This window comes from Actinoplanes hulinensis (assembly GCF_019429605.1).
Lineage (GTDB): Bacteria > Actinomycetota > Actinomycetes > Mycobacteriales > Micromonosporaceae > Actinoplanes > Actinoplanes campanulatus.
Map to the genome: position 1 here is coordinate 15374 of NZ_JAHXZI010000005.1, position 26218 is coordinate 41591.

Annotated in this window: 20 protein-coding genes; 9 read left to right on the forward strand and 11 right to left on the reverse strand. The window is 72.1% G+C overall.

Going from position 1 to position 26218, the window contains the following annotated elements; genetic code table 11:
• Nucleotide 1: 1 nt before the first annotated feature.
• Nucleotides 2-763 carry a glucose 1-dehydrogenase gene (locus KZ829_RS10655; protein ID WP_220143691.1) on the reverse strand — a complete coding sequence of 254 codons (762 nt, stop codon included), beginning with the start codon at nucleotides 761-763 and terminating at the stop codon, nucleotides 2-4.
• Between the two features lie 50 nt (nucleotides 764-813).
• Nucleotides 814-1404, reverse strand: a complete 591-nt coding sequence (locus KZ829_RS10660; RefSeq protein WP_220143692.1) for a TetR/AcrR family transcriptional regulator — start codon at nucleotides 1402-1404, stop codon at nucleotides 814-816.
• Nucleotides 1405-1493: 89 nt separating this feature from the next.
• Here KZ829_RS10660 and KZ829_RS10665 point away from each other — a divergent pair, with 89 nt between their 5' ends.
• Entirely contained in the window at nucleotides 1494-2573 is a 1080-nt protein-coding gene (locus KZ829_RS10665; protein ID WP_220143693.1) for a Zn-dependent alcohol dehydrogenase, read from the forward strand.
• 1 nt (nucleotide 2574) lies between these two features.
• Nucleotides 2575-3603: an LLM class F420-dependent oxidoreductase gene (locus KZ829_RS10670; protein WP_220143694.1), complete on the forward strand. Its 1029-nt coding sequence runs from the start codon at nucleotides 2575-2577 to the stop codon at nucleotides 3601-3603.
• On the opposite strand, the gene KZ829_RS10675 is transcribed toward KZ829_RS10670, so the two are convergent.
• The 3 genes from KZ829_RS10675 to KZ829_RS10685 form a co-directional block, all read right to left on the reverse strand.
• The gene (locus KZ829_RS10675; protein WP_220143695.1) at nucleotides 3604-4599 is read right to left on the reverse strand and encodes an NAD(P)-dependent alcohol dehydrogenase; all 996 of its coding nucleotides are present in this window, start codon (nucleotides 4597-4599) and stop codon (nucleotides 3604-3606) included.
• A 63-nt stretch (nucleotides 4600-4662) separates the two neighbouring features.
• Nucleotides 4663-5319, reverse strand: coding sequence for a response regulator (locus tag KZ829_RS10680; RefSeq protein ID WP_188122393.1), 657 nt, complete (start codon nucleotides 5317-5319; stop codon nucleotides 4663-4665).
• Nucleotides 5316-6398, reverse strand: coding sequence for a sensor histidine kinase (locus KZ829_RS10685; protein WP_220143696.1), 1083 nt, complete (start codon nucleotides 6396-6398; stop codon nucleotides 5316-5318). The genes KZ829_RS10680 and KZ829_RS10685 overlap by 4 nt, the downstream gene beginning before the upstream one ends.
• Nucleotides 6399-6435: 37 nt before the next feature.
• Between KZ829_RS10685 and KZ829_RS10690 the strand changes: the two genes are divergently transcribed.
• The 3 genes from KZ829_RS10690 to KZ829_RS10700 all read left to right on the forward strand — a co-directional run bounded on the left by KZ829_RS10690 (nucleotide 6436) and on the right by KZ829_RS10700 (nucleotide 12099).
• Nucleotides 6436-9732, forward strand: a complete 3297-nt coding sequence (locus KZ829_RS10690) for an NACHT domain-containing protein (RefSeq protein WP_308285424.1) — start codon at nucleotides 6436-6438, stop codon at nucleotides 9730-9732.
• Nucleotides 9733-9802: 70 nt separating this feature from the next.
• Nucleotides 9803-11314, forward strand: a complete 1512-nt coding sequence (locus KZ829_RS10695; RefSeq protein WP_220143697.1) for an MFS transporter — start codon at nucleotides 9803-9805, stop codon at nucleotides 11312-11314.
• Between the two features lie 185 nt (nucleotides 11315-11499).
• Nucleotides 11500-12099: a TetR/AcrR family transcriptional regulator gene (locus KZ829_RS10700; RefSeq protein ID WP_220143698.1), complete on the forward strand. Its 600-nt coding sequence runs from the start codon at nucleotides 11500-11502 to the stop codon at nucleotides 12097-12099.
• 496 nt (nucleotides 12100-12595) lie between these two features.
• On the opposite strand, the gene KZ829_RS10705 is transcribed toward KZ829_RS10700, so the two are convergent.
• Both KZ829_RS10705 and KZ829_RS10710 read right to left on the reverse strand, forming a co-directional pair.
• Complete coding sequence (locus tag KZ829_RS10705) at nucleotides 12596-13546, reverse strand: pectate lyase family protein (protein ID WP_220143699.1); 951 nt, start codon at nucleotides 13544-13546, stop codon at nucleotides 12596-12598.
• A 210-nt stretch (nucleotides 13547-13756) separates the two neighbouring features.
• On the reverse strand, nucleotides 13757-15223 hold the full coding sequence (locus tag KZ829_RS10710) for a hypothetical protein (protein ID WP_220143700.1): 1467 nt from the start codon (nucleotides 15221-15223) through the stop codon (nucleotides 13757-13759).
• Between the two features lie 213 nt (nucleotides 15224-15436).
• On the opposite strand from KZ829_RS10710, the gene KZ829_RS10715 reads away from it, so the two are divergent.
• The 3 genes from KZ829_RS10715 (at nucleotide 15437) to KZ829_RS10725 (ending at nucleotide 20777) form a co-directional block, all read left to right on the forward strand.
• A complete protein-coding gene (locus KZ829_RS10715) occupies nucleotides 15437-16771 on the forward strand; it encodes a TrkH family potassium uptake protein (protein WP_220143701.1) in 1335 nt (444 codons plus the stop codon).
• Nucleotides 16764-17435, forward strand: a complete 672-nt coding sequence (locus tag KZ829_RS10720) for a potassium channel family protein (protein ID WP_246635441.1) — start codon at nucleotides 16764-16766, stop codon at nucleotides 17433-17435. The genes KZ829_RS10715 and KZ829_RS10720 overlap by 8 nt, the downstream gene beginning before the upstream one ends.
• A gap of 63 nt (nucleotides 17436-17498) precedes the next feature.
• A complete protein-coding gene (locus tag KZ829_RS10725) occupies nucleotides 17499-20777 on the forward strand; it encodes an AfsR/SARP family transcriptional regulator (protein WP_308285425.1) in 3279 nt (1092 codons plus the stop codon).
• On the opposite strand, the gene KZ829_RS10730 is transcribed toward KZ829_RS10725, so the two are convergent.
• The 3 genes from KZ829_RS10730 to KZ829_RS10740 form a co-directional block, all read right to left on the reverse strand.
• Entirely contained in the window at nucleotides 20763-21524 is a 762-nt protein-coding gene (locus KZ829_RS10730; protein WP_220143702.1) for an ABC transporter permease, read from the reverse strand. The genes KZ829_RS10725 and KZ829_RS10730 overlap by 15 nt on opposite strands.
• Complete coding sequence (locus KZ829_RS10735; RefSeq protein WP_220143703.1) at nucleotides 21521-22495, reverse strand: ATP-binding cassette domain-containing protein; 975 nt, start codon at nucleotides 22493-22495, stop codon at nucleotides 21521-21523. The genes KZ829_RS10730 and KZ829_RS10735 overlap by 4 nt, the downstream gene beginning before the upstream one ends.
• 159 nt (nucleotides 22496-22654) lie before the next feature.
• Nucleotides 22655-23992 (reverse strand): cation:dicarboxylate symporter family transporter, encoded by a 1338-nt coding sequence (locus tag KZ829_RS10740; protein ID WP_220143704.1) that lies wholly within the window; start codon nucleotides 23990-23992, stop codon nucleotides 22655-22657.
• Nucleotides 23993-24073: 81 nt separating this feature from the next.
• On the opposite strand from KZ829_RS10740, the gene KZ829_RS10745 reads away from it, so the two are divergent.
• A complete protein-coding gene (locus tag KZ829_RS10745) occupies nucleotides 24074-25483 on the forward strand; it encodes a glucose-6-phosphate dehydrogenase (protein ID WP_220143705.1) in 1410 nt (469 codons plus the stop codon).
• Here KZ829_RS10745 and KZ829_RS10750 read toward each other — a convergent pair.
• Nucleotides 25464-26213, reverse strand: a complete 750-nt coding sequence (locus KZ829_RS10750) for a class I SAM-dependent methyltransferase (protein ID WP_220143706.1) — start codon at nucleotides 26211-26213, stop codon at nucleotides 25464-25466. The genes KZ829_RS10745 and KZ829_RS10750 overlap by 20 nt on opposite strands.
• Between the last annotated feature and the right edge of the window lie 5 nt (nucleotides 26214-26218).

Here is a 26218-nt window from a genome sequence, read left to right on the forward strand (position 1 = left end):
CTCAGTAGCCCGGGCCGCTGAGCAGGCCGCCGTCGGCGAGGAACTCGGCGCCGGTGGTGTAGGACGCCTCGTCGGAGGCGAGGAACGCGACCAGCCGGGAGATCTCCACCGGCTCGGCGAACCGGGCGATCGGCAGCGACTTGAGGAACCCGCCCCCGTCGACGCCGGTCATGGTCTGCGCGGCGGCCAGCGCCATCGACGTCATCACGCCGCCCGGGTGCACCGAGTTGACCCGGATGCCGGCCGGCCCCAGCTCCTGCGCCGCCGACCGGGTGAGGCCGCGGACGCCGAACTTGCTGGCGCTGTACGCCGACAGCCCGGCCGCCCCGGCGAAGCCCTCGATCGACGAGATGTTCACGATCGAGCCGCCGCCACCCGCGGTCATCGGCGGCACCACCTGCCGGATGCCCAGCCACGTGCCCACCAGGTTGACCTCGACGACCTGCCGGAAATCGGCCGGGTCCATCGCGGCGACCGGCGCGTGCCGCAGGATGCCGGCGTTGTTGACCAGCACGTCGATCCGCCCGTACGCGTCGATCGTCTCGTCGACCGCCACCGCCCAGTCGTCCTCGCTCGTGACGTCGTGGTGCACGAACCGGCACCGGTCCGCCCCGATCCCGTCGGCGACGGCCCGGCCCTTGTCGTCGAGCACGTCGCCGATCACCACCCGGGCGCCCTCGGCCGCGAAGTGCCGGGCGTGTGCCTTGCCCATGCCGCGCGCCCCGCCGGTGATCAGAGCCACCTTGCCGTCCAGCCGCCCCATGGCGCCTCCCGGGTGTCGTCGAAGCGCATACCAAGCGCTTGCTTGGGAGGCTACGCCGACTTGATGCCGTCGAAAAGGAGCCGCAACAGGCCGTCGACGATCTGGTCGGTGGTCCAGCTCTTCGACGACGCCCACGACGTCGGCAGCCAGAGGATGTCGCGAAGCAGCCGGTACGTCAGCCGCGCGTCCAGGTCGGCCCGGAACACTCCGGTCTCCCTGCCGCGTTCCAGCAGGTCGATCCAGGTCTGCTCGATCTCCTTCATGGCGGTCCGCAGGTACGCGAACCGGGGCTGCCCGGAGAAGTAGTTCCAGTCCCTCTGGAGCATGGTGAGCGCGGCCCGGTGCCGGCTCAGCGTGGCCGTGCTGGACCGGACGATCCGCTCGATCGCCGCCCGCGGGTCGTCGCTCTCGGCCACCGCGGCCCGGTACCCGGCCAGCACGTCCTCCAGGAACGCGCTGAGGATCTCGTCGCCGATCGACTCCTTGGAGTCGAAGTGGTGGTAGAGGCTGCCGGACAGGATGCCCGCGGCGTCGGCGATCTGCCGCACGGTGGTGGCCCGGAACCCCTGCTCGGCGAAGAGGCCGCCGGCCAGCCGGACCAGGTGCGTGCGCCGTTCCGACGGCGTCTTCGAGGTGCTCACCGGGCCATTATGGGCGCCGACCGAACGCTTGCTTGGTACCCCCCTCCCGGTTAGCGTAGAACGCGTTCTAATTTTCGAGGAGGTCCGGGATGCGCGCGGCGGTGCTGCACACGATCGGGGACGAGAAGCTCGACATCCGCGACGACGTGGCCGTCCTCGGCCCCGGTCCGGGTGAGGTGCGCCTGCGGGTGCGCGCGTCCGGCGTCTGCCACTCCGACCTGTCCGCCCTGCGGGGCGGCCTGCCCCAGCCGGTGCCCGCGATCCTCGGCCACGAGGCGGCCGGCGACGTGCTCGAGGTCGGCGACAATGTGGACGACCTGGCGCCGGGCGACCGGGTCGCGGTCAACTGGCTGCCCGCCTGCGGGGTCTGCACACACTGCCGGCGCGCGGAGCCGTACCTCTGCATGACGCACGTGATGGCCGGCTACGTGATGCCCCGGTTCACCGCCGGGGACCTGCCGATCTTCGGGTTGGCCGGATGCGGGGCGTTCGCCGAGGAGATGGTGGTGCCGCGGGCCGGGGCCGTGAAGATCGACGACGACGTTCCGTACGAGGTGGCCGCCCTGGTCGGCTGCGGCGTCACCACCGGCGTGGGCGCGGTGATCAACACGGCGCGGGTGCGGCCCGGCGACAGTGTCGTGGTGATCGGGTGCGGCGGCGTCGGCATCGCGGCCGTCCAGGGCGCCCGGATCGCCGGCGCCGCCCTGATCATGGCGGTGGACACGGTGCCCGCCCGGCACGAGGCGGCCCGCCGGTTCGGCGCCACCCACACGGCCACCCCGGACGAGCTGAGCGACCTCCAGATGGCGGTGGCGCCGGAGGGCTTCGACCACGCCTTCGACGTCGTCGCCGTACCCGAGACGCTCCGGACCGCCTGGACCGCGTGCCGGCGCGGCGGCAGTGTGATCGTGGTGGGCGCCGGCCGCGCCGAGCACCAGGTCGAGTTCAGCCCGTTCGAGCTGCTCTTCGAGGGCAAGCGCATCCTGCCCTCGCTGTACGGCTCCGCCGAACCGCACCGCGACTTCCCCCGCCTGCTGGCCCTGTGGCGGGCCGGCCGCCTGGACATCGAGGGCATGATCACCCGGCGGCTGCGGCTGGACCAGATCGGCGACGCGCTGGCCGCACTGGGCAGCGGCGACGTGATCCGCCAAGTGATCGTCCACGACTGACATGCGCCTCGGGATCCAGCTCGGCTACAGCGGCGAGGGCTTCGCGGCGGACGTCGACGAGGTCGTGGAGTACGAGGAGGCCGGCGCCGAACTGGTCGTGGTGCCGGAGGCGTACAGCTTCGACGCGGTGAGCCGGCTCGGTTTCCTGGCCGCCCGCACCCGCCGGATGGAGCTGGCGTCCGGGGTGATGCAGATCTACACCCGCACGCCCACCCTGACCGCGATGACCGCGGCCGGCATCGACTACGTCTCCGGCGGCCGGTTCAGCCTCGGGCTGGGCGCGTCCGGACCACAGGTGATCGAGGGCTTCCACGGCGTCCGCTACGACGCGCCGGTGGCCCGGACCCGGCAGATCGTCGAGATCTGCCGCCGGGTGTGGCGCCGCGAGACGCTCGTCTTCGAGGGCGGCCACTACCGGATCCCGCTGCCGGGGGAGTACGCCAAACCCCTCAAACTGATCAACCACCCGGTCCGGCCGCGGATCCCGGTCCTGCTGGCCGCCATGGGACCACGCAACGTGGCCCTGGCCGCCGAGATCGCCGAGGGCTGGCAGGCGCTGTGGATCGACCCGCGCAACGCCGCCCGGGTCTTCGGCGACGCGCTGGCCGACGGCCGGTCCCGCCGCGACCCGGCGCTGGGCCCGCTCGACATCAGCGTCCCGGTGCCGTTCGCGCTGCGCGAGCAGGGCCTGGACCGGCACCGCGCCCAGCTCGCCCTCTACCTGGGCGGCATGGGCGCGCGCGGCCGCAACTTCTCCAACGACCTGGTCCGCCGGTACGGGTACGCCGACGAGGCCACCCGCATCCAGGAGCTCTACCTGTCCGGCCGCCGGGCCGAGGCGGTCGCCGCCGTACCGGAGGACCTGGTCGCCGCCACCTCGCTGACCGGCCCGCCGGACGAGATCCGCCGCCGCCTCGACGCCCTGGCCGGCGCGGGCGTCACCACGCTGCTGGTGTCCCCGTTGGCCACCGAGCGCGCGGAGCGGGTCAAGGACGTGCAGACACTGTCCACCCTGCTGGCCACGCGGTGATCACGCCGGGAAGGTGACGACCACCTTCGCCCGGGCGTGCTCGACCATCAGATAGCGGAGCGCCTCCGTGGTCTGCTCGAACGGGTACGCCCGGTCGATCACCGGCACGATCGTCTTCTCCTCGGCCAGCTCCCGCAGCGTGGCCAGCATCGCCGGCTCCGACCTCGCGTTCAGCTGCGCCACCCGGGTCCGGCCCAGCCGGCCCACCGTCTGCCCGGCCACCGACAGGCCCACCGGCCCGATCAGCGACGGACGGCCGGGGCGCGCGTTGCCGCCACCGCCCAGCACCAGCGTCCCGCCCGGGGCCACCGCCCGGCGCAGCGCCCGCAGTGGACGGCTCGCCGCCAGGTCCAGCACGATGTCGTACCGGCGGCCGGACCGGGTGAAGTCCTCCCGCGTGTAGTCGACGACCTCGGCGCCCAGCGAGGAGACCAGGTCGGCGTTGCGGGCGCTGCACACCCCGGTCACCTCCGCGCCGTACGCGCGAGCCAGCTGCACCGCGAACGTCCCCACCCCACCGGACGCCCCGTTGACCAGCACCCGGTGGCCGGGCCGCACCGGAGCCGCCTCCCGCACCGCCAGCAGCGCCGTCTGGCCGGCCAGCGGCAGGGTCGCGGCCTCCTCGAAACCCAGGTTCTCCGGGCGGCGCTGCGCCAGCGACTCCGGCACGCACACCAGCTCGGCGAAGGCCCCGTCGTGGGCGATCACGTCGCCGAACACCTCGTCACCCGGCGCGAACCGGGTCACCGACCGGCCCACCGCGGTCACCACCCCGGCCACGTCACTGCCCCGGATCGGGGCGGCCGGTCCGCGCCGCCCGAAGATCGGGGACATCAGCCGGGCCACGTACGGGTCGCCGCGCATGACGTGCCAGTCCCGTGCGTTCAGGGACGCGGCCCGTACCCGTACCAGAATCTCGTCGTCAGCCGGAACCGGCGCCGCCACCTTGGCCATCCGCAGCGTCTCGCCGTACCGGTCCTGCACCATCGCCCTCATACCTCGATGGTCGCGACTGGGCGGTCCACATTCATCGGTCCGCGGTACGCTCCGGAAGCCGTACTAAAGTTCGATCCGCCGCGTCTCGAACGCCCAGATCGCCACTTCCACCCGGTTCCGGGCGCCCAGCTTGTTCATCAGGCTCGTGACGTGCGTCTTCACCGTGCTCAGCGTGATGAACAGCTCGGCCGCCACCTCCGCGTTCGTCCGCCCCCGGGCCACCAGCGCCAGCACCTGCTCCTCCCGCTCGGTCAGCGGATCCACCGGCTGCCGCGGCACCGGCGCCGGAGCCGTCCCGGCGAACGCCTTCAGCAGCCGGGTGGTGATGTTCGGGGCGATCAGCGCGTCCCCCGACGCCGCGGCCCGCACCGCCTGACCCAGCAGCGCCGTCCCGGCGTCCTTCAGCAGGAAACCGCGGGCGCCCGCGCGCAGTGCCGCGTACACGTACTCGTCCAGGTCGAACGTCGTGATCACCACGACCGCGAGCGGATCCGCGACCGCCGGGCCGGCCAGCAGACGGGTCGCCTCGATCCCGTCGATCCCCGGCATCCGGATGTCCAGCAGGCACACGTCCGGCCGCAGCCGCCGGGCCAGCTCCACCGCCTGCCGCCCGTCCCCGGCCTCACCGACCACCTCGATGTCCGGCTGCGCGTTCAGCATGATCGCCAGCCCGGTCCGGACGATCTCCTGATCATCCGCGACGACGACGCGAACGCTCACGCGGCGGCCCGCGGCAGCACCGCGTTCACGGACCAGCCGCGATCCGGATCGGGACCCGCCTGGCACGTCCCACCGAGCAAGCCGGCGCGCTCGACCATGCCGCTCACCCCGTACCCCGAGGAAAGCCCACCGTGCTCGCCGTCGTCGCTCACCTCGAGCCGCACGGACGTCTCGTCCGCCGTCACCCGGACCTCGATCCGGGTGGCGTTGCGGGCATGCCGGCGCGCGTTCGTCACCGACTCCTGCGTGAGCCGGAACAGCGTGGCCGCCACCGCCGGGGACAGATCGTCGACGTCACCGTCCAGCCGCACCTCCACCGGCGGGCCCGCCGTCGACGGCCCGGCCAGCGCCCGCACGTCACCGATGCCCGGCTCGCGCAGCACCCGCACCATCGACCGCATCGACGCCAGCGCCTTCGACGCCTCCGACTCGATCAGCCGCAACGCCTCCACCGCCGACGCCGGATCGCTCTCCGCCGTCGCCTGCCCGGCCTGCGCCCGGATCGCCATGGCCGACACGTGATGCGCCACCGTGTCGTGCAGATCCCGGGCCAGCCGCTCCCGCTCCAGCATCCGCAGGTGCTGCCGCTCCCGCAGCCGCGCCCGCGCCCGGAACCGCATCGCCGACCCCAGCGCCCCGATCCCGAACAGGATGATCAGCCCGGCCACCAGGTCGGCCCCGGTCATCTGCCCGAACCCGAAACCCACCGCCAGCCGCCCGGCGATGATCAGAGCACCGGCCGCGATCTCCCGCCCGGACCCCCAGCGGAACAGCGCGAACGGCAGCAGCACCAGGACCGCCGCCAGGGTCAGGAAACTCGGGAAGCCGGTCAGGAACGGCTCGATCGCGCACACCCCGAAGCCGATCGCCAGCGCCACCAGCGGCCGCGTGCGCCGAATCGACAGCACCGGCACCACGGCCGCCGAGATCAGCGCACCGACCGGCGACGACCGGACCACACCCTCGACGATCGCGGCCACCAGCAGGACCCCGATCAGCACCCTGTCCCACCACACCCGCTCCGGGGGCGGGGGAGTCGCCCGGGGCTCGTTCCACCCGGCCCGCAGCACCTCGCGCATCCCTCGATGGTAGGACCGCCGTCCCTATGATGGGGCCGTGCCGCAGTCGCTGTCCTATCTCGACGCCGTCAAACTGCTCGGCGGCTCCGGGCCGCTCATGAAGGTCGCCGACAACGTGCTGGGCGGCGTGCTCAGCGTGGCGACGGCCGGCGGCAGCGAAGCCGCCATGAGCCTCTTCGACGCCAAGATCGAAGCGGTCCGGCTCGGCCACCTGGTCACCGACAGGATCACCGATATCGTACGAGGCCAGACACGTTACAACCGCACCGAGCGCCTGCACGCCGCCCATGCCGTCCTGGTCGTCACCTCGTTCTTCACCGCCCTCGACGAAACCCTCGGCGCCGCCGGCCTGGAGAATCCCGGCTTCACCCGCGACGACCAGATCTTCCTGGCCGCCGCGGCCAAAGCCGACGGATCCTGGCAGTCGCAGCTGCTCGCCGCCCGGATCCCCGCCCCGGGCGCCGACCTCACCCACGACCGTCTCGTCGCCGAACTGGTCACCTGGTTCGAGTCGCTGTCCTGGCGTCTCGCCAAGCACCTGCACGGCTTCGCGATCTGGGAGTCGGCCGACCATCGCACCCGGGACGCCGCCGAGAAGGCCCTCATGGAAGCGGTGCCCGCGATGGCCGCCGCCCGCTACGAGGAGGCCGCCCGGCAGCTGTCCCTGGACGTGCCCGAGTTCGCGATCTGGCTGTCCCGCCTCGACTCCCGGGCCACCTCCCGCGGACTGGAGGCACTGGAAGCCGCCCTGCTCCGGGTCACGTCGAACCGCGCGCCGGCCCGGCACCGCGCCGACCTCGCCGCCATCTACCACGCCGTGCTCGACGACCCGGTCCTCGGCGGCGACACCGGTGAGGTGACCAAGCCCAGCCTCGGGACCGCCTACCTCGACCCGCGCTTCCGGGTGAAGGCCGCCGGCCCGGGCGCCCGCGCCGCCGACGAGGACTGGTGGGCGGACGCGCTGGTCCGCGACGACTTCGACACCTTCCTGGCCACGTATTTGACCACCCCGCAGGCGGCCGAGGCCCCGATGCTGCTGCTCGGTCAGCCCGGCGCCGGGAAGTCCACGCTGACCAAGGTTCTCGCCGCCCGGTTGCCGGCCGCGGACTACCTGGTCGTCCGGGTCACGCTTCGCGAGGTCCGCGCCGAAGCCGAGATCCAGGACCAGATCGAGCAGGCGCTGCGCGGTGCCATCGGCGAGACCGTCGCCTGGGCCGACCTGGCCCGCGACGCCGATGCCGCCATGCCGGTGATCCTGCTCGACGGCTTCGACGAGCTGTTGCAGGCCACCGGGTTGCACCAGTCCGACTACCTGACCCGGGTGGCCACTTTCCAGCAGCGTGAGGCCCGGCTCGGCCGCCCGGCGGCGGTCGTGGTGACCAGCCGGATCGCGGTCGCCGACCGGGCCCGCCTGCCCGCCGGAAGCCTCGCCGCCCGCCTGGAACCCTTCGACGAGTCCCAGGTGGACCGCTGGCTCACCACCTGGAACGACGCCAACGCCCCCTACTGGGCACGGACCGGGCTACGGCCGCTCGTCCGTGATGTGGTGCTGCGCTTCCCGGAGTTGGCCACCCAGCCGTTGCTGCTGCTCATGCTGGCCCTCTACGACGCCACCTCGAACGCTCTCCAGGACGCCACCGACTTCGACACCGGCCAGCTCTACGAACAGTTGCTGCATGATTTCGCCGCCCGCGAGGTGCGCCGGGTCCACGACGGGCGCCCGGACGCCGAACTGCCGGGGCTCGTCGAGGAGGAACTGCTCCGGCTGTCGGTGGTGGCGTTCGCGATGTTCCACCGGCTCCGTCTCTGGGTCACCACCGACGAACTCGACGCCGACCTGGCCGGGCTCGGCCTCCGGCGCTCGGCCACCGGCCGGACCGCCGACTTCCGCAGTCGGCTCTCCGCGGGCCAGGAGATGGTCGGCCGGTTCTTCTTCATCCAGCGGGCGCAGGCCCTGCAAGACGATCAAACCCGTCAGACGTACGAGTTCCTGCACGCGACGTTCGGCGAGTACCTGGTGGCCCGGCTCGTGGTGCACGCGGTCCAGGAGGCGGCCGCCCTGTCGAAGGTCCGCTCGATCCGGCTGGGCCAGCAGTCCCAGGACGACGAACTGCTCCAGAACCTGCTCGGGTACACGCCGCTCAGCGCCCGCAACACGATCCTGCCGTTCGTCACCGCCCTGGTGGCCCGGTCGGGCCCGGACGATCTGCGTGAATGGCTGATCGACCGGCTGCGGACGGCGGTGATCCGCCCGACCTGGGCGCCGAGGGCCTACCAGCCGGTGGACAAGCGGGCCGACCACTGGATGGCGACCTACTCGTTCAACCTGCTGCTGCTCACCCTGGCCTGCGGGAAGCCGGTCCGGGCGACCGATCTCTACCGGCACGCCAGGGACCCGGCCGGTTGGCTGCGCGACATGGCCCTCCAGTGGCGGGCGGCCGTCCCCGGCGGCATGTTCCTCGACGCGCTGGGGCTTTTGCAGGTGAAGCGGGAGTGGGCCGCCGACGGCCGCCGTGACATGGTGCTGAGCAGGGAGCGGGTGATCCTGTGGACCGGGGTGGATCCACACTGGGCGTTCAGCTTCGGGCGCAGTTGGAACTTCCCGGAGGTCATGTCGAGCACCGACCACTTCCCGCTGGCCATGGCGTTCCAATCGATGAACCTGAGCAACTCCTTCTCCGACGACGCGATCCGGCACGCGGCGGAGACGGCGCTGGCCCATCTTCCTTTCCAATCGCTGGTGATCCTCGTCGAGCACGGACCGGGCGACGCCGAATCGGTGGCGCACACCCTGATGCGCCTCTCGATGAACTCCGGGGCGCCGGCCCTCACCACGGATCTGCTGGAGTCCTACAACCGTGCCGTGAAGGCGATCGACCGGCTGAGCCCGCTGTTGCGCGACTCGGAGAACCGCCCGGTCGATCTGTTCCTCCGGTCACTCGCCGGTGATGCGGGCCGGCTGCCGTCCGCCGAGGTCCTGCGGCTGATCGGGCACGTCCTCGCCGCCGACTGGCGGCTCACCGGCGAGACCACCGCCCTGGCGCTGAGTTGTCTCGCCATCGGCCGCGGGCAACCGTCAGGGCGTTACGACGGGTTCGCCGCCGAACTGGCGGTGCGGCTGGCGCTCCAGGTTCTTTCCCCCGGCACCTGTCTGTACCTGCTCGCTGTGCTGCCGGTCGCCGGCTCCTGGCGGTTGTCCAGCCTGCTGTTCGCCATGGGACGGCGCTTGCGTGAACCGGACGTGGAGCAGCGGATCGCCACGGATCCGGATTTCGCGGCCCGGCTGGAGGCTGCCCGTGCCCGATTCGCCGGCTACCAGGACGCCACCGGCTGACGACCGGCTCCGCGGAGTATGACCGAACCGTGACTGTGAAACTGTACCGACCGGTCGGTACAGTTTCGGAATGCTCCTCTCCACGAACGCGGTGGGCACGCCGCTGCCCGCGCGGCGACGGTGGGCGGCCCTGGCCGTCCTGGCGGCGGCCGTCCTGCTGCTGGCCATCGACAACACGGTCCTGGCCCTCGCCGTGCCGGCCCTCAGCGCGGACCTCTCGCCCACCGCCGAGCAGATCCTCTGGATCGGTGACGTCTACTCGCTGGCGCTCGCCGGACTGCTCGTGCTGATGGGCAACCTGGCCGACCGGTTCGGCCGCAAGCGGATCCTGCTGCTCGGCTCGGCCGGGTTCGGGCTGGTGTCGCTGCTGGCCGCGTTCGCCACCAGCGCGGAACAGCTGATCGCGGCCCGGCTGCTGCTCGGTGTGGCCGGGGCGACGCTGATGCCGGCGACGCTGTCGCTGATCCGCAACATCTTCCCGGACGACACCGAACGGGCCCGGGCCATCGCGATCTGGTCCACCGCGTTCGGCGCCGGCTCGGCGATCGGCCCGCTGGTCGGCGGACTGCTGCTGGAGCACCTCTGGTGGGGTTCGGTATTCCTGATCAACGTACCGGTGATGATCCTGGTCCTGGTCTCCGGATGGCTGCTGCTCCCGGAGTCCCGCGACCCGCGGCCCGGCCGTTTCGACGTGCCCTCGGCGGCGCTGTCGATGGCCGCGATCGTCCCGGTCGTCTACGCGATCAAGCACGCCGCCGGGCACGGCCCGGACCCGGTGACCGTGGCGTGCGTGCTGGCCGGCGTCACCGCGGGTGTCCTGTTCGTCCGGCGTCAGCGGCGCCTCGACCAGCCGATGCTCGACGTCGAACTGTTCCGCAGCCCGACCTTCTCCGGTGCGGTCGCCGCCAACATGATCGCGATCTTCGCGCTGACCGGGCTGCTGTTCTTCTTCTCCCAGTACCTCCAGCTCGCCCGGGAGCACAGCCCACTGGAGGCCGGGCTCGCCGAACTGCCGGCGACCATCGCGTCGATCGCCGTCGTCGGGGTCGTCGGCGTCGCCGCGGCACGGCTCGGCCGGGGGCGGGCCATCGCGCTCGGCCTGGCGATGGCCGCGGCCGGACTCGCTCTGGTCGCGGCGGCCGCGCGGGGACCGTACCTCTGGTTGGGTCTTGCCCTTGTCCCGATCGGACTGGGCATCGGCCTGGCGATGACGCTGACCGGCGACGCGATCGTCTCGGCCGCGCCGCCGCACAAGGCCGGATCGGTGTCGGCGATCACCGAGGCCGCCATCGAACTCGGCGTCGTCCTCGGCATCGCGGTCCTCGGATCGCTCGCCACCCTGGTCTACCGTGCGGGCGTGGAGATCCCCGCCGGCCTGCCCGCCGGGGACGCCGCGGCGATCCGCGATTCGCTGGCCTCGGCCCTGCACGTGCTCGACCCGACGTCCCCGGCGGCCGACGGCGCCCGGGACGCCTTCATCGCCGGCATGCGGATCACCTCCCTGGTGGCCGCCGTCTTCACCCTGGCCGCCGCGTTCCTGGCCTGGCGCCTGATCCCCTCCACCCCCGCCCGGCGCGCTTGACGCCCGCCGGCGGCGTCGTGGTGTGGGCGTTCCTTCCGCGTCGACCCCGTGCGCTTGAGGCTTGGCGGCTGCGTCGTGGTGTGGGCGTTCCTTCCGCGTCGACCCCGTGCGCTTGATGATTCGCGGCTGCGTCGCGGTGTGGGCCAGACGCCGCGGCACGATGACGGATGGGTACGGTGGCGAGCGTGGGACGTACGGCGGGCCGGTCACCGGAGGAGACGCGACGGGCGCTGCTGAAAGCGGCGGCCGCGGCGATCGGGGCGCGCGGCATCCACGCCTCCCTCGACGAGATCGCCCGTTACGCCGGGGTCTCGAAAGGCGGCCTGATCTACCACTTCGCCAGCAAGGACGAGCTGATCATGGAGCTGGTCCGCACCGAGCTGGCCACCTTCCAGGCCGCCATGGACGCCGAGCTGGACCCGGCCGACACCGCCCCCGGACGGCTCACCCGCGCCTACATCCGGGCCGTCCTGATTCCGGTGGCCGACGACGAGGTGCGCGTCTCGCTCGCCCTGATCACCCAGCTGATGTCCCTGCCCGCGGTCGCCGAGGTGGCCCGCGCCGACGCCGAGCGCATCGACGCCGCCCTGGCCGCGGACGGCCTCCCGGAGAGCGTCCTCACCCTGGTGGTGGCCGCCGCGGACGGCCTGAGCTGCACCCCGCTGTGGGGCGGCGCGGTGAACACTCCCGCCGACCGCCGCCTCGCCGAGCGCCTGCTGCACCTCACCCGCCACCCGGAGCTGTGGGAGAACCTCCCCTGGCCCCCCGCGACATCCGAGCCCTAGCCCGCCCCGGCCGGCTGTCTGTCCCCGCGGTCCCTCAGCCAACTTTCCGGGGCTCCGCCCGCTTACTGTGAGCGTCCGGCTTGCCCCGTTCGCCGCGGTGACGCCGCCCGCAGTAGCCGTCGCCCGACAGTTCTCGAGGCGGGGTGAGGTCTCACCATTGCGGGTCCGTGCCCGCCGACTTGTTCACTATGGTCGGCACGCGCGCACGCGGGGCTCTTCGTGAGCGCCCATCCCCACAATGGCCGCTCACCCCGACTCGCCGGCGATCTTGGTTCAAGATCTACGACGCTCGCGGGTGGATCGAGCGGCCGGCGGTGACCGGCCGGATCTCGCGGCGAAGGCGGGGAAACACGCGAACAGGCGACTTGACATCGACGCCAGGCGACAACCGGGAAAGAGGCTCCGCGGGCCTCGCCAACCGTGAGCGGCCTTGACCGCCGGGGCTCCGGGCCGTGCCGCCGCGGGGAGCGGCGGCACGGGTGTCGCGTGTGGAGTGTCAGACGCTGATGCGGCCGGCGCCCGCGTTGGCGGTCACGATGGACTTCACGTTGGCGGCCGCGTCCGCGGTGTAGGAGTAGGGGATCGACGCGACCGAACCGCCGGTCTGGCCGCTGCCCGAGTTGACCAGCAGGTTGTTGCGGGCCACCAGGGTTCCGGCGTCGGAGGAGCCTTCACCCAGGTGGAAGGGGTCGTCGACGTTCTCGAACGAGTTGGCCTCTACCAGGACGCCGGCGCCCTCGGTGGACGCGACGCCGTACCCGGAATTGTTGTTGTAGTAGTTGTTGTAGACGTGCACAGGGTTGCCGAATCGCACCCGCGGATGCCGCTGGGTCGACGCGTCGAACCAGTTGTGGTGGTAGGTCACCCGCAGATGGCCGACGTCCTGGCTCGCGTTGCTGTCGCTGTGCCCGAGCAGCATGGATTTGTCGTGGGAGAACACCCGGTTCCACGAGACGGTGATGAAATCGGAACCGCGTTTGATGTCCACGGCGCCGTCGTATCCATTGCTGAAACTATTGTGATCCACCCAGATGTTGGTGGCCGATTCCTGCACGTTGATCGCGTCGTCGTTCCAGTTCCGGAACGTCAGATTGCGAATGATCACGTTCCGGTCGCCGTTGATGTTGAGCCCGCAACCGACGATCGCGGCACCGGCGTTTCCGATGATCGTCTTGTTGGACCGGACCCGCAGCATGCCGGAGCAGGAGATGGTCCCGGACACCCGGATGACCGCGGCAGACGTCGACCCGACCGCCGTGGTGAGGGCGGACGCGCTGGTCACGGTGGTGGTGGCGGCACTGCCGCCGCCGGTGGTGCCGCCGTTCTGAGTGGCCCACCCGACCAGGTCGGTGATCGCGGCGGAGGCCGGCTGGGGTGCGGCCAGCACTGCGCCGACGAGGGCGAGGGGGATGGCGCCCTGTATGAACCGATGAATTCGGCGATGCATTGTGGTGCTCCTTCTCAGATATCACCGACCCGTCGACCGGCGCCCGATCGACGGATCTCGGGGGATGAGGGGAGCGCTCCCGGCCCTAGAAAAACATAGGCCTGGATGGATGGGAAGAGATATCCGTTTGCAGGATTTCTGCAACAACTATGCGAATCGCCCCGGGCCGGCCCGTATGGGCAGGTCCGGGGCGAAACGGAAAGGGGTGTCTCAGTTCGGGTCGATCGTCACGGTGACGAGTCCGGTGCCGCGCACCCGGTCCGCCTTCGGCACCGCCTTGCGGACCACCGACGTGGTCGCCTTCAGCGTGTCCAGGACGGCGATGTAGGAGCGGGCGCCGACCGGCTGGTACCGGTCGTAGATCTCCCGCAGGCAGTCGCCGGTGACCAGCGTGATCGCCGGACCGGCCGTCTTCAGTGCGGCGAGCACGTCCTGGTCCGACCCGGCGACGGTACGGCTGCGCTCCAGTACGCAGGAGCTGAACCGGAACACGTCGGCGACACTGCGCCCGGCGTCGGACAGCCCGGTCGCCTGGAGCAGCGAGCGGACCGCCGGGTCGCCCTCCTGCCCCTCGGCCAGCGCGTTCCGGGCCGCCGCACCGAACTCCTGGTGTGCCTGGAGCAGCGCCTCGGCGGTGCTGCCACGCAGCGCCCGGCTGTTGGGCAGCAGCAGGTCCAGGTGGCGCAGACCGGAGTCGAGAGCGATCACCGACCAGTCCAGCCGCCCGGACAGGATCACCGGGTCCCTGCGCCCGGGCGTCAGCTCCAGGGTGACGACCTGGCCGCCGCCCACCGCGACCGAACCGTCCAGGTACGTCAGGATCGTGTCCCGCACCCCGTCGAGGGAGCCGGCCTCGGACGTCGGCACCGGGCGGACCGAGCCGTCGTCCGGCAGGTCCAGCACCATCGGGAAGGGGAACCGGTTGCGGACCCTGATCTGCTGGGATCCGGTCCCGGAGATCACACAGGCGTCGACCCGGCCGGCCGGGACCGACACGTTACGGACAGTGGCGTTCGCCGCCTTGGGCTCGCAGGAGAGGGCCTGCGGGGCGCCGGTCAGGTGCTTGAGGGTCTCCTCCAGCGACGCGGCGGCGCCGGCTCGCGCGTAACCCCAGAAGGTTCCGACGGTGCCGGGCTTGACCGGCAGCACCGCGCCCGAGCCGGTCCGGATGGTGTCGCCGGTGGCGTCCGAGGTGACCTGCCAGGTGCCCAGCACGAAACCGTCGAACAGCACCGTGTCGCCGCTGACCGCGCGCTCGACCGCGTCGTTGGCGGTGGCGGTCAGCGGGAACCAGCCGCCCAGCTCGGCCGACCAGGCGAAGACGTTGAGCATCTCCGGCCGCACCCCGGCGGGCAGGTCGCCGTAGTCGAGGGTGACCCGGGCCTTGGTCAGGTTGCCGCTGTCGAACGTGACATCGATCATGTCGCCGACCGGGACGATGCCGGGCGGAAGAGGCCGGTCGTCCGGCAGTGGCTCACGGCTGAACCGGACCCGGGTCTCGCCCTGCGCGACGCCCGGCTGAGTGGTCAACACCACGTGTCCGTTCAAACCGGACAGTCCGCCGCCCTCGGGCTCGACCAGTTGTGTCCCCGGGACACCGATCGGGCCGCAGGCTGCCAGGCCCGCTCCCAACGCGGCCAGCAGACCGCCGGCCAGAATCCCCCGTACAAGTTTCATGTTGCCCTCCCCGGCGGAGGAGGATAACCGGCGTTTGTGAATTCCGGTTACCGGCCGCAACGTGTCGACCGTCGCACTCCCGGCCCCCGTTGCCCTCGCATCGTATCGTCGTGGCCACAACCCGGGCTGCCCCGGGGGAGTGAGACCAGTCGATCAAGAAGGGGCGGCAACCCTCGTCCAGCGCGGGGCACGTGCCGGTGATATGAACCTTTGGTGCAATCACCCTGGCGGCGTCCGGCCCGCATCGTGCCGTTCGCGTTCCTGGCCCTGATCGTCGCCGGCACCGCGCTGATGATGCTGCCGGCCGCGCGCGCCGAGCCCGGGCATGCGCCGTTCGTCACCGCACTGTTCACCGCGGCCTCCGCGGTCTGCGTCACCGGCCTGTCCGTCGTCGACACCCCGACCTACTGGTCCACCTTCGGTCAGGTGCTGCTGACCGTGCTGTCGCAGATCGGCGGCTTCGGGATCATGACCCTGGCCACCCTGCTCAGCATCCTCGTCACGCGCCGGCTCGGCGTGCGCGGCCGCCTGCTCGCGCAGGCCGAGAGCGCCGGCCTGACCGGCGCGAACATGGTCGCCCTGCTGCGCCGGGTGGCGATGGTCATGCTCATCGCGGAGAGCGCCATCACCGTCGTGCTCACCCTGCGTTTCTGGCTCGGGTACGACTACACGTTCGGCCGGGCGCTGTGGGAAGCCGTGTTCCACGCCGTGCAGGCGTTCAACAACGCCGGGTTCGCCCTCTACTCCGACAGTCTCGTCGGGTTCGTGACCGACCCGTGGATCTGCGTCACCCTGGCGCTCGGTGTGCTGGCGGGTTCGATCGGCTTTCCGGTCCTGTTCGAACTCGCGCGCGAGTGGCGTACCCCCGGGTGTTGGACGACCCACACCTGGCTGACGGTGACCGGAAGCCTGCTCTTCACGATCGTCGGCTTCCTGGTCTTTCTGATCTTCGAATGGCGCAATCCGGGCACACTCGGGCCGTTGAGCGTCCCGGGCAAGATGCTGGCCGCGTTCACCCAGGACGTGATGACCCGCTCCGGCGGCTTCAACAGCGTCGACATGGGGAAGCTGAACAGTGAGACGATCGCGGTCACCAACGGCCTGATGTTCATCGGCGGCGGCAGCGCGAGCACCGCCGGCGGCATCAAGCTCACGACGTTCCTGCTGCTGGCGTACGTGATCTGGGCGGAGATCCGCGGCGAGCCGGACGTGGTGATCCGCAAACGGCGGATCGCCGAGGACTCCCAGCGGCAGGCCGTCACCGTTGCCCTGCTGGGCGTCGCGCTGGTCGCCACCGGTACGGTCGTGCTGGACGCGCTCACCGAAGGCATTCCGTTCGACCGGGCGCTGTTCGAGGTGACGTCGGCGTTCGCGACGGTCGGGCTGAGCACCGGCATCACCGCGAGCCTGCCGCCCTCCGCCCAGATCGTCCTGGTCGTCCTGATGTTCTGCGGTCGGGTCGGCACCATCGCGGTCGGCACCGCGATCGCCCTCAACACCCGCCGCCGGCTCTACCGCTACCCGGAGGAGAGACCCCTCGTTGGCTGACGAGAAACTGCCCAAGGGCGGCCACGTCGCGGTGATCGGCCTCGGCCGGTTCGGTGGCGCGGTCGCGGAATCGTTGCTGGAACTGGGCTACGAGGTGCTCGGCATCGACAGCGACGCGCGCATCGTCCAGGACTGGTCGGACCGGCTCATCCAGGTCGCCGAGGCCGACTCCACCGACGAGGACGCGCTGCGCCAGCTCGGCGTGCACGAGTTCGAGCGAGCCGTCGTCGGCATCGGCACCAACCTGGAGACCAGCGTCCTCACCGTGCTCACCCTCGCCGAGATCGGCGTGCCGGAGATCTGGGCCAAGGCCACCAGCGTCAAACACGGCAAGATCCTGTCGTCGGTCGGCGCCGACCACGTCGTCTTCCCCGAGTCGGACATGGGCGAACGAGTCGCCCATCTGCTCACCGGCCGGATGCTCGACTACATCGAGTTCGACGACGGCTTCGCCATCGCCAAGGTCCGCGCCCCGCGCGGCGCCGCCGGGCGCACCCTCGCCGACCTCGCCCTCCGCACCAGGTGGGGGGTCACGGTGGTCGGCACCAAACGCCCCGGCGAGGATTTCGTGTACGCCCGCCCCGAGACCGTCGTCCCGGAGAACGCCGTCCTGATCGTCGCCGGCGACACCGCCAAGGTCGAGTCCTACGCCGACGAGAACTGACCCCGAGGCCCGGCTGGTCCGCTGAATTTGGGGTGGCGGCGTGGCCGGGGGAGGATCGGGGGCGTGAGTGGGAACGGGGACCGGCTGCGGGTCGGGCTGCTCGGGGAGCTTCGGGTGTGCCGGGGGGACGTCGATGTGACGGTGCCCGGCGCCCGGCTGCGGGGGCTGCTCGTGCGGCTCGCGGTGGCCGGTGGGCGCCCGGTCCCGGCCGGGGCGCTCGCCGGCGCGGTGTGGCCCGAGGAGCAGCCCGGGGATCCGGCCAACGCCCTGCAATCGCTGATCTCAAGACTGCGGCGGCTGCTCGGCGGCGGGGACACCGTCACCCAGGCCGAGGGCGGCTACCGGCTGGCGGTCGAGGCCGAGGACGTGGATGCCGGCCGGTTCGAGCGGCTGGTGGCGGACGGGCGGGAGTGGCTGCGCGGTGACCAGCCGCGGGCGGCGGCCGGCCTGCTGCGGGAGGCGGTCGCGCTGGTGCGCGGACCGATCGCGGCGGAACTGGGGGAGGTGGCGCCGGCCCAGGCCGTCCGGCTCGGGCGGGTGATCGTCGAGGCGGGCGCCGACCTGGCCGAGGCCGAGGTGGCGCTGGGCGAGCTGGACCGGGCCGCGGACCGGCTGACCGGGCTGCTGGCCGAGCATCCGCTCAACGAACGGCTGGCCGGGCTGCTCATCGACGCGCTCGCCGGTCAGGGGCGGCAGGGTGAGGCGCTCGCCGTCTACGAGCGGATCCGGGAACGGCTCGCCGACCAGCTCGGGGCCGACCCGGGCGCGGCGCTGCGGGAGCGGCATCTGCGGTTGTTGCGCGGTGCTCCGGTCGTACCCCCGCGAAGTGTTGTTCCTGAAGCCGGACCACCGCGAAGGGTGAGTGAGGGCAATCTGCCCGCGCCGCTGACCAGCTTCATCGGGCGGGAGGACGACCTGGCCCGGATCGATGCGCTGCTGACGCGCGGGCGGCTGGTCACCGTGCTCGGGCCGGGTGGCGCGGGCAAGACCCGGCTGGCGCTGGAGGCGGCCCGGCGCTACGGCGACCACTACCGGGACGGGACCTGGCTGGTCGACCTGGCGTCGGTGACCGAACCGGCGAAGGTCGGCGCGGCCGTGGTGGCCGCGGCGGGGCTGCGCGGCTCGGCGCTGTTCGAGACCGCCAACCGGGCACGCCCGGACGGCCGCGACGATCTGGACGTGCTCGCCGAGCGGCTCAGCGGGCGGGAGATCCTACTGCTCGTCGACAACTGTGAGCACCTGGTCGACGCGGTCGCGCATCTGCTGTCGCGGCTGCTGGTGTGCTGCCCGCGGCTGCGGGTGCTGGCGACGAGCCGGGAGCCGCTCGCGGTGGACGGCGAGTCGCTGGTGCCGTTGGGGCCGCTCGGCCTGCCCGAACCGGGCGCCCGCGCGGTGCAGGCGGCCGGGGCCCCGGCGGTCCGGTTGTTCGCGGAGCGGGCCGGTGCGGTGCGGCCCGGGTTCACGGTCGGTGACGGCACGGTGGGTGACATCGTCCGGATCGTGCGCGGGCTGGACGGGTTGCCGCTCGCCCTCGAACTGGCCGCGGCCCGGCTGCGTACCCTCGGGCTGGCCGAGCTGTCGGACGGGCTCTCCGACCGGTTCCGGCTGCTCACCACGGGTAGCCGTACCGCCCAGCCGCGGCACCGCACGCTGCGCGCGGTGATCGCCTGGAGCTGGGATCTGCTCGACGACGCCGAACGGGCCATGGCCGAGCACGTCGCGGTGCTGCCCGGCGGGGTCACGGTGGCCTCGGCCGCCGCGGTCAGCGGGTCCGGCGCCGTCACCGCCGATCTGCTGGCCTGTCTGGTCGACCGGTCGCTGCTCCAGCTGGCGCCGGGCGGCCGCTACCGGATGCTGGAGACGATCCGCGAGTACGGCCTGGAACGTCTCGCCGAGCAGGGTGTCCTCGGCGAGGTCCGGGCCCGGGCGGCCGCGCACCTGGCCGCGCTGGTCGCCCACCACGACCCGCTGCTGCGCACCGCCGAACAGATGGCCGCGATCCGGGTGCTGCGTGCGGAGTACGACAACGCCCTCGCCGCCCTGCGTCACCTCTGTGACACCGGGGACGCCCCGGCGGCGCTCGCGCTCGCACTGGACCTGTGCTGGTACTGGCACATGATGGGCCGGCACGCCGACGCCGCGTACTGGCTGGCCGAGGCGCTCGCCGTGCCCGGCGACACCGACCCGGTGCTGGCCGACTGCGCGGAGGCGGTGATGGCCATCAACCGGGGCGGCACCGAACCGTCCCCGGTCGGGGAGACCGCCGCGCGGCGCCAGAAGCGTCTGCGGACCGTCGCACAGCGGCTCGGCACCCATCCGGAGCTGCCCGGCCCGGCCGGTGTCATCGCCACCATGGCCCTCTACTTCGCCGGGGAGAAGGAGCTCGCGGACCGCCGGATCGAGCAGCTCATCACCGGGCCGGACCGGTGGAAGGCGGCGCTGGCCCACATGTACCGGGCCCAGGTCGCCGAGAACGACGGCGACACGCGCGGGCTCGCGGTGAACGCCGGGGCGGCCCTCGACGCGTTCCGGGAGATCGGCGACCGGTGGGGTCAGGCGTCGGTGCTGCCGCTGCGTGCCCTGATCCGCCAGTTCGACGGCGATCTGGACGGGGCGCTCACCGATCTGCGGGCGGCTCGGGCGTTCGCGGCCGAGTTCGGCTCGCTGGACGTCAACGACGAGATCTTCATCGACCTGCGCTGGGCCGACCTGCACATGCGCCGCGGTGACCCGGCCGAGGCGACGGCCGCGCTGGCGACCGCCCGGCAGCGTGCCGAGCGGTCCGGGAACCGGGAGATCGGGCTGCTGGTCGACGCGCTCGAGGCCGGGATGCTGATCTGGCAGGGCGAGCTGGACCGCGGCGAGGAACTGATCAACCGGGCCGCCGACGGGCTGGGGGTGGACGCCGAGGAGATGCCGATGATGGGCGGCGACCACGGCACCGCCATCGTCGGCGCGGTCCGGGCGTCGGTGGCGCTGCGCCGCGGCGACCCGGGTACGGCGGAGAAGGCGCTGCTGGTCGCCTACCCGGCCGCCCTGGAGACCCACGACATGCCGATCCTCGCGCTGGTGGCGGTCGCCGCCGCCGGGCTGGCCGGGCTGCACGGACGGCACCGGGACGCGGCGGTGCTGCTGGGCGCGTCGGCCCGGCTGCGGGGCGCCCACGACCACACCGACCTCAACGTGGCGAAGGTGGCCACGGAGGCCCGGGCGGCGCTGGGGGACGACGGGTTCGGGGAGGCGTACGCCGTCGGCTGGACCCTGGACGCGGAAGCCGCGCGGAGTCTGGTCGACCCCGCGCGGCGTTCACCAGGCCCTGCGCTCCCCTCAGGCCCTGCGTGAGTAGGCGCGCAGCGCCAGCGGCACGAACACCACCAGCAGCCCGCCCATCCACAGCAGCGTGGTGGTCAGCGGCCCGGCGACCGGCCCGCCGACGAGCAACCCCCGGATCGCCTCGACCAGCGGGGTGATCGGGTTGACCGCCACGAACGCCTGCAACCAGCCGGGCAGTGTCTCGGTCGACACGAACACGTTGGAGCCGAACGTCAGCGGCAGCACCAGCAGGAACATGATGCCCTGCACCGCGCCCGAGGTCCGGACCATCATGCCGACCCAGACCGAGATCCAGCAGAAGCAGAGCCCGAAGCCGATCGACAGCGCCACCGCGCCCAGCGCCGGCAGGATCCCGGTCTCCACCCGGAACCCCATGATCGTGCCGAAGACCAGCAGGCTCACGCACACCGACAGATAGCGGATCACGTCGGCGGACACCGCACCGATCAGCGGCGCGGCCCGGGAGATCGGCAGCGACCGGAACCGGTCGAAGACGCCCTTCTCGATGTCCGCGTTCAGGTTCTGGCCGAGCGCCACCCCGCCCATGGCCAGCGACTGCGCCAGCATTCCGGGTAACAGGAACTGGAGGTACGCGTGCCGGTCGCCGTCCGCGATGGCGCCGCCGAACAGGTAGGTGAACAGCAGCAGGAAGATCACCGGCTGGATCGTGACGTCGATCAGCGCCTCCGGTGTCCGCATCGTCTTGATGAGACTGCGCTTGGCCAGGGCCGCGCTGTGCATGGCGATCGCGGTCATACCAGTTCCTCCGTCCGGACACGCCCGGTCAGGGCGTGGAACACCTCGTCCAGGCTGGGCAGATGCAGTGCCAGCTCGGTCACCTCGACGCGATCGGCACGCAGCGCCGGGATCAGCTTGTCCAGTGCCTCGTCACTGGTCACCGGCACGGACGCCGCGCCGGGACGGGAGCCGGCGGCCTCGTCGAGACTCGCCGTGGTGCCCGGTGCGGCCACCAGGTCGAGCAGCCGCAGCACGTCCGGCAGCCGGGCCGGGTCGGCCGGGCGTACCCGCAGCGTCTGGCCGCCGACCTTGCGCTTCAGGCCGTCCGGGGTGTCGTGGGCGATCACCTTGCCGTGGTTCACCACCACGATCTCGTCGGCGAGCGCGTCCGCCTCCTCCAGGTACTGCGTGGTCAGCAGCACACTCGCGCCGCTGGCGACCTGGGTGCGGACCACACCCCACATGTCCTCGCGCTTGGCCGGGTCGAGGCCGGTCGTCGGCTCGTCCAGGAAGATCACCTCAGGCTGCCCGACCAGGCTGGCCGCCAGGTCCAGGCGACGGCGCATGCCGCCTGAGTAGGTCTTCGCCGGCCGCCGCGCGGCCTCGCTCAGATCGAACCACTCCAGCAGCTCGTCGGCCCGGCGCCGCGCGTCCCTCCCGCTCAGATCGAGGAGACGCCCGATCAACACCAGATTCTGTACGCCGGTGAGGTCCTCGTCGACGGAGGCGTACTGGCCGGTCAGGCCGATTTTGCGGCGCACCTGCCGCGGGTTCTTGAGCACGTCGATCCCGGCCACGAAGGCGCGGCCCTCGTCCGGGCGGAGCAGGGTGGCGAGCACCCGTACCGCGGTCGTCTTGCCGGCGCCGTTGGGCCCGAGCACTCCCAGCACGGTGCCGCGGCGCATCGACAGGTCGACCCCGTCGAGCGCCTGCGTGCTCCCGAATCGCTTGCGCAGCCCCTCGGCGCGCACCACCAGATCTTCGGTCATGCCGAGAAGGTTGCCGGTGCCCGCTGGCACGGCCCGCACACGCCGCTGACACACCCCTGGTATCTGTGAACGAGCACTGTCACCGGAACGGCGGCGCACTCAACGTCCCGCAAAACGCCGCCCGTGGGGTTTGCGGGCGGCGGGGAATCGCCTGTCTCGTCACCGGTTACAAGGCGTTTTGCCGCGGAGCGAAGCGGAGCCAGCCAGCTCAGCCTCGTCGAACGGGTCTCCGCCGGAGAGCACCAGCTTTGCCCGGTCGCGGTCGAACTCCCTGGTCCAGACGCCGATCAGCACGGTGGCGACCGCGTTGCCGGCGAAGTTGGTCAGCGCCCGCGCCTCGGACATGAACCGGTCGATGCCGACGATCAGGCCGACACCGTCGACCAGGTCGGGGCGGTGGCTCTGGAGGCCGCCGGCCAGCGTGGCCAGGCCCGCCCCGGTCACCCCGGCCGCACCCTTCGACGCGATGATCATGAAGACGAGCAGCGAGATCTGCTCGGGCACCGACAGCGGGTCACCCATCGCCTGCGCTACGAACAGCGACGCCATCGTCAGGTAGATGGCCGTGCCGTCCAGATTGAACGAGTACCCGGCCGGCACCGCGATGCCCACCACCGGCCGGCTCACCCCCACGTGCTCCATCTTGGCGATCAGCCGCGGCAGCGCCGACTCCGAGGACGACGTCGACACGATCAGCAGGAACTCCCGGCCCAGGTAGCGCAGCAGGCGGAAGATGTTGATCCGGGCGACCAGCCAGAGGACCGTGCCGAGCACCCCGAGGACGAAGATCGCGCAGGTGACGTAGAAGCCCAGCATGATCTGCGCGAGGCTGATCAGGGCGTCCACACCGGTGGCGCCGACCACCGCCGCGATCGCGCCGAACGCGCCGAACGGGGCCAGCCACATCAGCATCGCCAGGATCCGGAAGACCAGCCGCTGGAACAGCCCGACGGCGCGCAGCACCGGCTCGGACCGCTCACCCAGCGACTGGAGGGCGAACCCGGCCAGGAGCGCCACCAACAGGGTCTGGAGCACGTTGCCGGTGGCCAGCGGGGTGAGCAGGCTGTCCGGGATGATCCCGAGCAGGAAGTCGGCGGTGCTCTCGGCGCTCTCCGCACCGGCCGCCCTCTGCCCGGCCGCGGCGACCGTCTCGTCCAGGCTGATCCCGGAGCCCGGGTGGATCAGGTTGCCGACCACCAGGCCGATCGCCAGCGCCACCGTCGACATGGTGAGGAAGTAGGCGAGGGCCAGGCCGCCGACCCTGCCGACCCGGGCCGCCTGCCGGATCGAGCCGACCCCGAGGACGATCGTGCAGAGGATGACCGGCGCGATCATCATCCGGATCAGGTCGACGAACCCGGTGCCGATCGGCTTCAGCTCGACCGCGGTCTCCGGGGCGAGCAGGCCGACGGCGACGCCGAGCAGGGCGGCCACGATGACCGCCAGGTACAGGTAGTGGGCGCGGTCGCGCTCGATCGGGGCGGTTGTGGTGATCACCTGTATGAAACGACCCCGGGCCGGGGGATGACACGAGCCCGCGGCCGAGTACCGGCCGGGGTCCGGGGGTATCCAGCGCCCATGACGGATCAGACCCTGATCATCCTGGGCGCGACCGGTGACCTGACCGGCCGGCTGCTGCTGCCCGGCCTCGGCGCGCTGCTCACCGCCGGGCACGTGCCCGGCCTCACCCTGATCGGCGCCGCCATCGACGACTGGGACGACACACGGTGGCGCGAGCGGGTCCACGACTCCTTCGGCGCGCACGGCGCCGCGGCCGCCGCCCGATCGGCCGGTGAGGCGACCCCGGTCACCGACACCGCCGCGGCCGCCTCCGACGTCGCCGACCGCGCCCGCTATCTGCGGACCGACGTCACACAGGCCGACGACCTGCGGCGACTGCTCGGGGAGGCGCGCGGCTCGGTGGCGATCTTCTTCGCCCTGCCGCCCGCGGTGACCGCCAAGGCCTGTCAGGCGCTGCTCGACGTGGATCTGCCGGAGGGCACCCGGCTCGTGCTGGAGAAGCCGTTCGGCACCGGCAGCGCCGCCGCCACCGAGCTGAACGCGCTGCTCACCCGGCTGGTCCCGGAGAAGCGGGTGCACCGGGTCGACCACTTCCTCGGCAAGTCGACGGTGCTCAACATCCTGGGCCTGCGGTTCGCCAACCGGATCTTCGAGCCGCTGCTCGGCAACACCCACGTGGAGTCGGTGGAGATCGTGTTCGACGAGGACCTGGGCCTGGAGAACCGGGCCGGCTACTACGACCACGCCGGCGCGCTGGCCGACATGATCCAGAGCCACCTGCTCCAGATCCTCGGCCTGCTCACCATGGAGGCGCCGTTCACCCTGGAGGCCGCCGAGTTCCGGGACCGCAAGGCCGACGTTCTGCGCGCCACCCGGCCGTGGAGCGACGAGCCCGCCGAGTGCAGTCTGCGCGCCCGCTACACCGCCGGTGAACTGGGTGGGAGGCAGCTTCCGTCCTATGCCGACGAGCCCGGCGTCGACCCGGGCCGCGGCACCGAGACCCTCGCCGAGCTGATCGTCGCGGTGGACACCTGGCGGTGGGCCGGGGTGCCGTTCCGGCTGCGCTCGGGCAAGGCGATCGGGCACAGCCGCAAGGAAGCGGTGATCACCTTCAAGAAGCCGCCCCGGGTTCCGGACGGGCTGCGCGGCTGCGACCAGCCGGACCGGTTGCGCATCGGCTTCGGTCCGGACCGGCTGGCCGTCGATTTCAACATCAACGGGCCGGCTGACCCGTTCGTACTCGATCCGGTCACCCTGGAGGCCGATTTGGGCGGGGGCGACCTTCCACCGTACGGGGAGGTGCTGCGCGGCGTCTTCGAGGACGACCCGACCCTGTCGGTGCGGGCCGACACCGCCGAACAGTGCTGGCGCATCGTCGAGCCCGTCACGGAGGCGTGGCGGGCCGGGAAAGTGCCGCTGCGCGAATACCCGGCCGGCAGCTCCGGGCCTACGCTGCCGTTGCCGTGACCACCACCGTCGTGTACGGCATGGCGAACCGTGCCGGGGTCACCTCGCGCAGCCCGTCGAGCAGGGCCGCCAGCTCGGCCGGTGGCAGCAGTTGGTGGCCGCCGGCGGTGGGCACCAGATCGAGCCAGTCGGTGCGGGTGTATTCGTGCTCCCACCCGTACCGCCACTGCTCGGGCTCGGTGAAGGTCTTGTTTCCCGTCAAGCCGTCGGCGGTCCGGTCGCCCACCGTCGCGTACGGGTCGGCCATCGCCCACGGGTTGAACGGCAGGCTCGGGGCGACCCGCCGGTAGACGTCGCCGAACGCGGCGGCCAGCTCGGGGCCGGGCTGCCAGGTGTTCCAGAACAGCGCGATCCGGCCGCCGGGGCGCAGGATCCCGGCGGCCTTCGCCGCGCCGGCGGCCGGGTCCACCCAGTGCCAGGCCTGAGCGGCGACGACCACGTCGAAGGTACGGCCGCCGGGCTCCCAGTCCTCGAAACGGGTCTCCTCGACACCGAAGCCGTGCCGGCGTGCCGTTTCGGCCATCCGCGGGTCGGGCTCGACGCCGAGGACCCGGCAGCCGGCGTCGCGGAACTGGCGGGCAGCGATCCCGGTGCCGATGCCGACGTCGAGCAGGTCGCGGCCGGAAGCGGCGATCCTCTCGACCATGGCCTGCGGGTAGCGGGGGCGGGCGCGGTCGTACCGGTCGGCGTCCAGCCCGAACGATTCGGCGATCTCCTTTTTAGTGGGCATGCGCC

Bases quoted from the DNA above. Each gene is read 5' to 3' on its own strand.
- KZ829_RS10685 (WP_220143696.1), bottom strand. From the start codon at position 6,398: ATGCGCGAGGTGCTGCGGGCCGGGTGGAACGAGCCCCGGGCGACTCCC.
- KZ829_RS10745 (WP_220143705.1), top strand. From the start codon at position 24,074: ATGACGGATCAGACCCTGATCATCCTGGGCGCGACCGGTGACCTGACC.
- KZ829_RS10705 (WP_220143699.1), bottom strand. From the start codon at position 13,546: ATGCATCGCCGAATTCATCGGTTCATACAGGGCGCCATCCCCCTCGCC.
- KZ829_RS10730 (WP_220143702.1), bottom strand. From the start codon at position 21,524: ATGACCGCGATCGCCATGCACAGCGCGGCCCTGGCCAAGCGCAGTCTC.
- KZ829_RS10735 (WP_220143703.1), bottom strand. From the start codon at position 22,495: ATGACCGAAGATCTGGTGGTGCGCGCCGAGGGGCTGCGCAAGCGATTC.
- KZ829_RS10750 (WP_220143706.1), bottom strand. From the start codon at position 26,213: ATGCCCACTAAAAAGGAGATCGCCGAATCGTTCGGGCTGGACGCCGAC.
- KZ829_RS10695 (WP_220143697.1), top strand. From the start codon at position 9,803: ATGCTCCTCTCCACGAACGCGGTGGGCACGCCGCTGCCCGCGCGGCGA.
- KZ829_RS10675 (WP_220143695.1), bottom strand. From the start codon at position 4,599: ATGAGGGCGATGGTGCAGGACCGGTACGGCGAGACGCTGCGGATGGCC.
- KZ829_RS10710 (WP_220143700.1), bottom strand. From the start codon at position 15,223: ATGAAACTTGTACGGGGGATTCTGGCCGGCGGTCTGCTGGCCGCGTTG.
- KZ829_RS10655 (WP_220143691.1), bottom strand. From the start codon at position 763: ATGGGGCGGCTGGACGGCAAGGTGGCTCTGATCACCGGCGGGGCGCGC.
- KZ829_RS10665 (WP_220143693.1), top strand. From the start codon at position 1,494: ATGCGCGCGGCGGTGCTGCACACGATCGGGGACGAGAAGCTCGACATC.
- KZ829_RS10670 (WP_220143694.1), top strand. From the start codon at position 2,575: ATGCGCCTCGGGATCCAGCTCGGCTACAGCGGCGAGGGCTTCGCGGCG.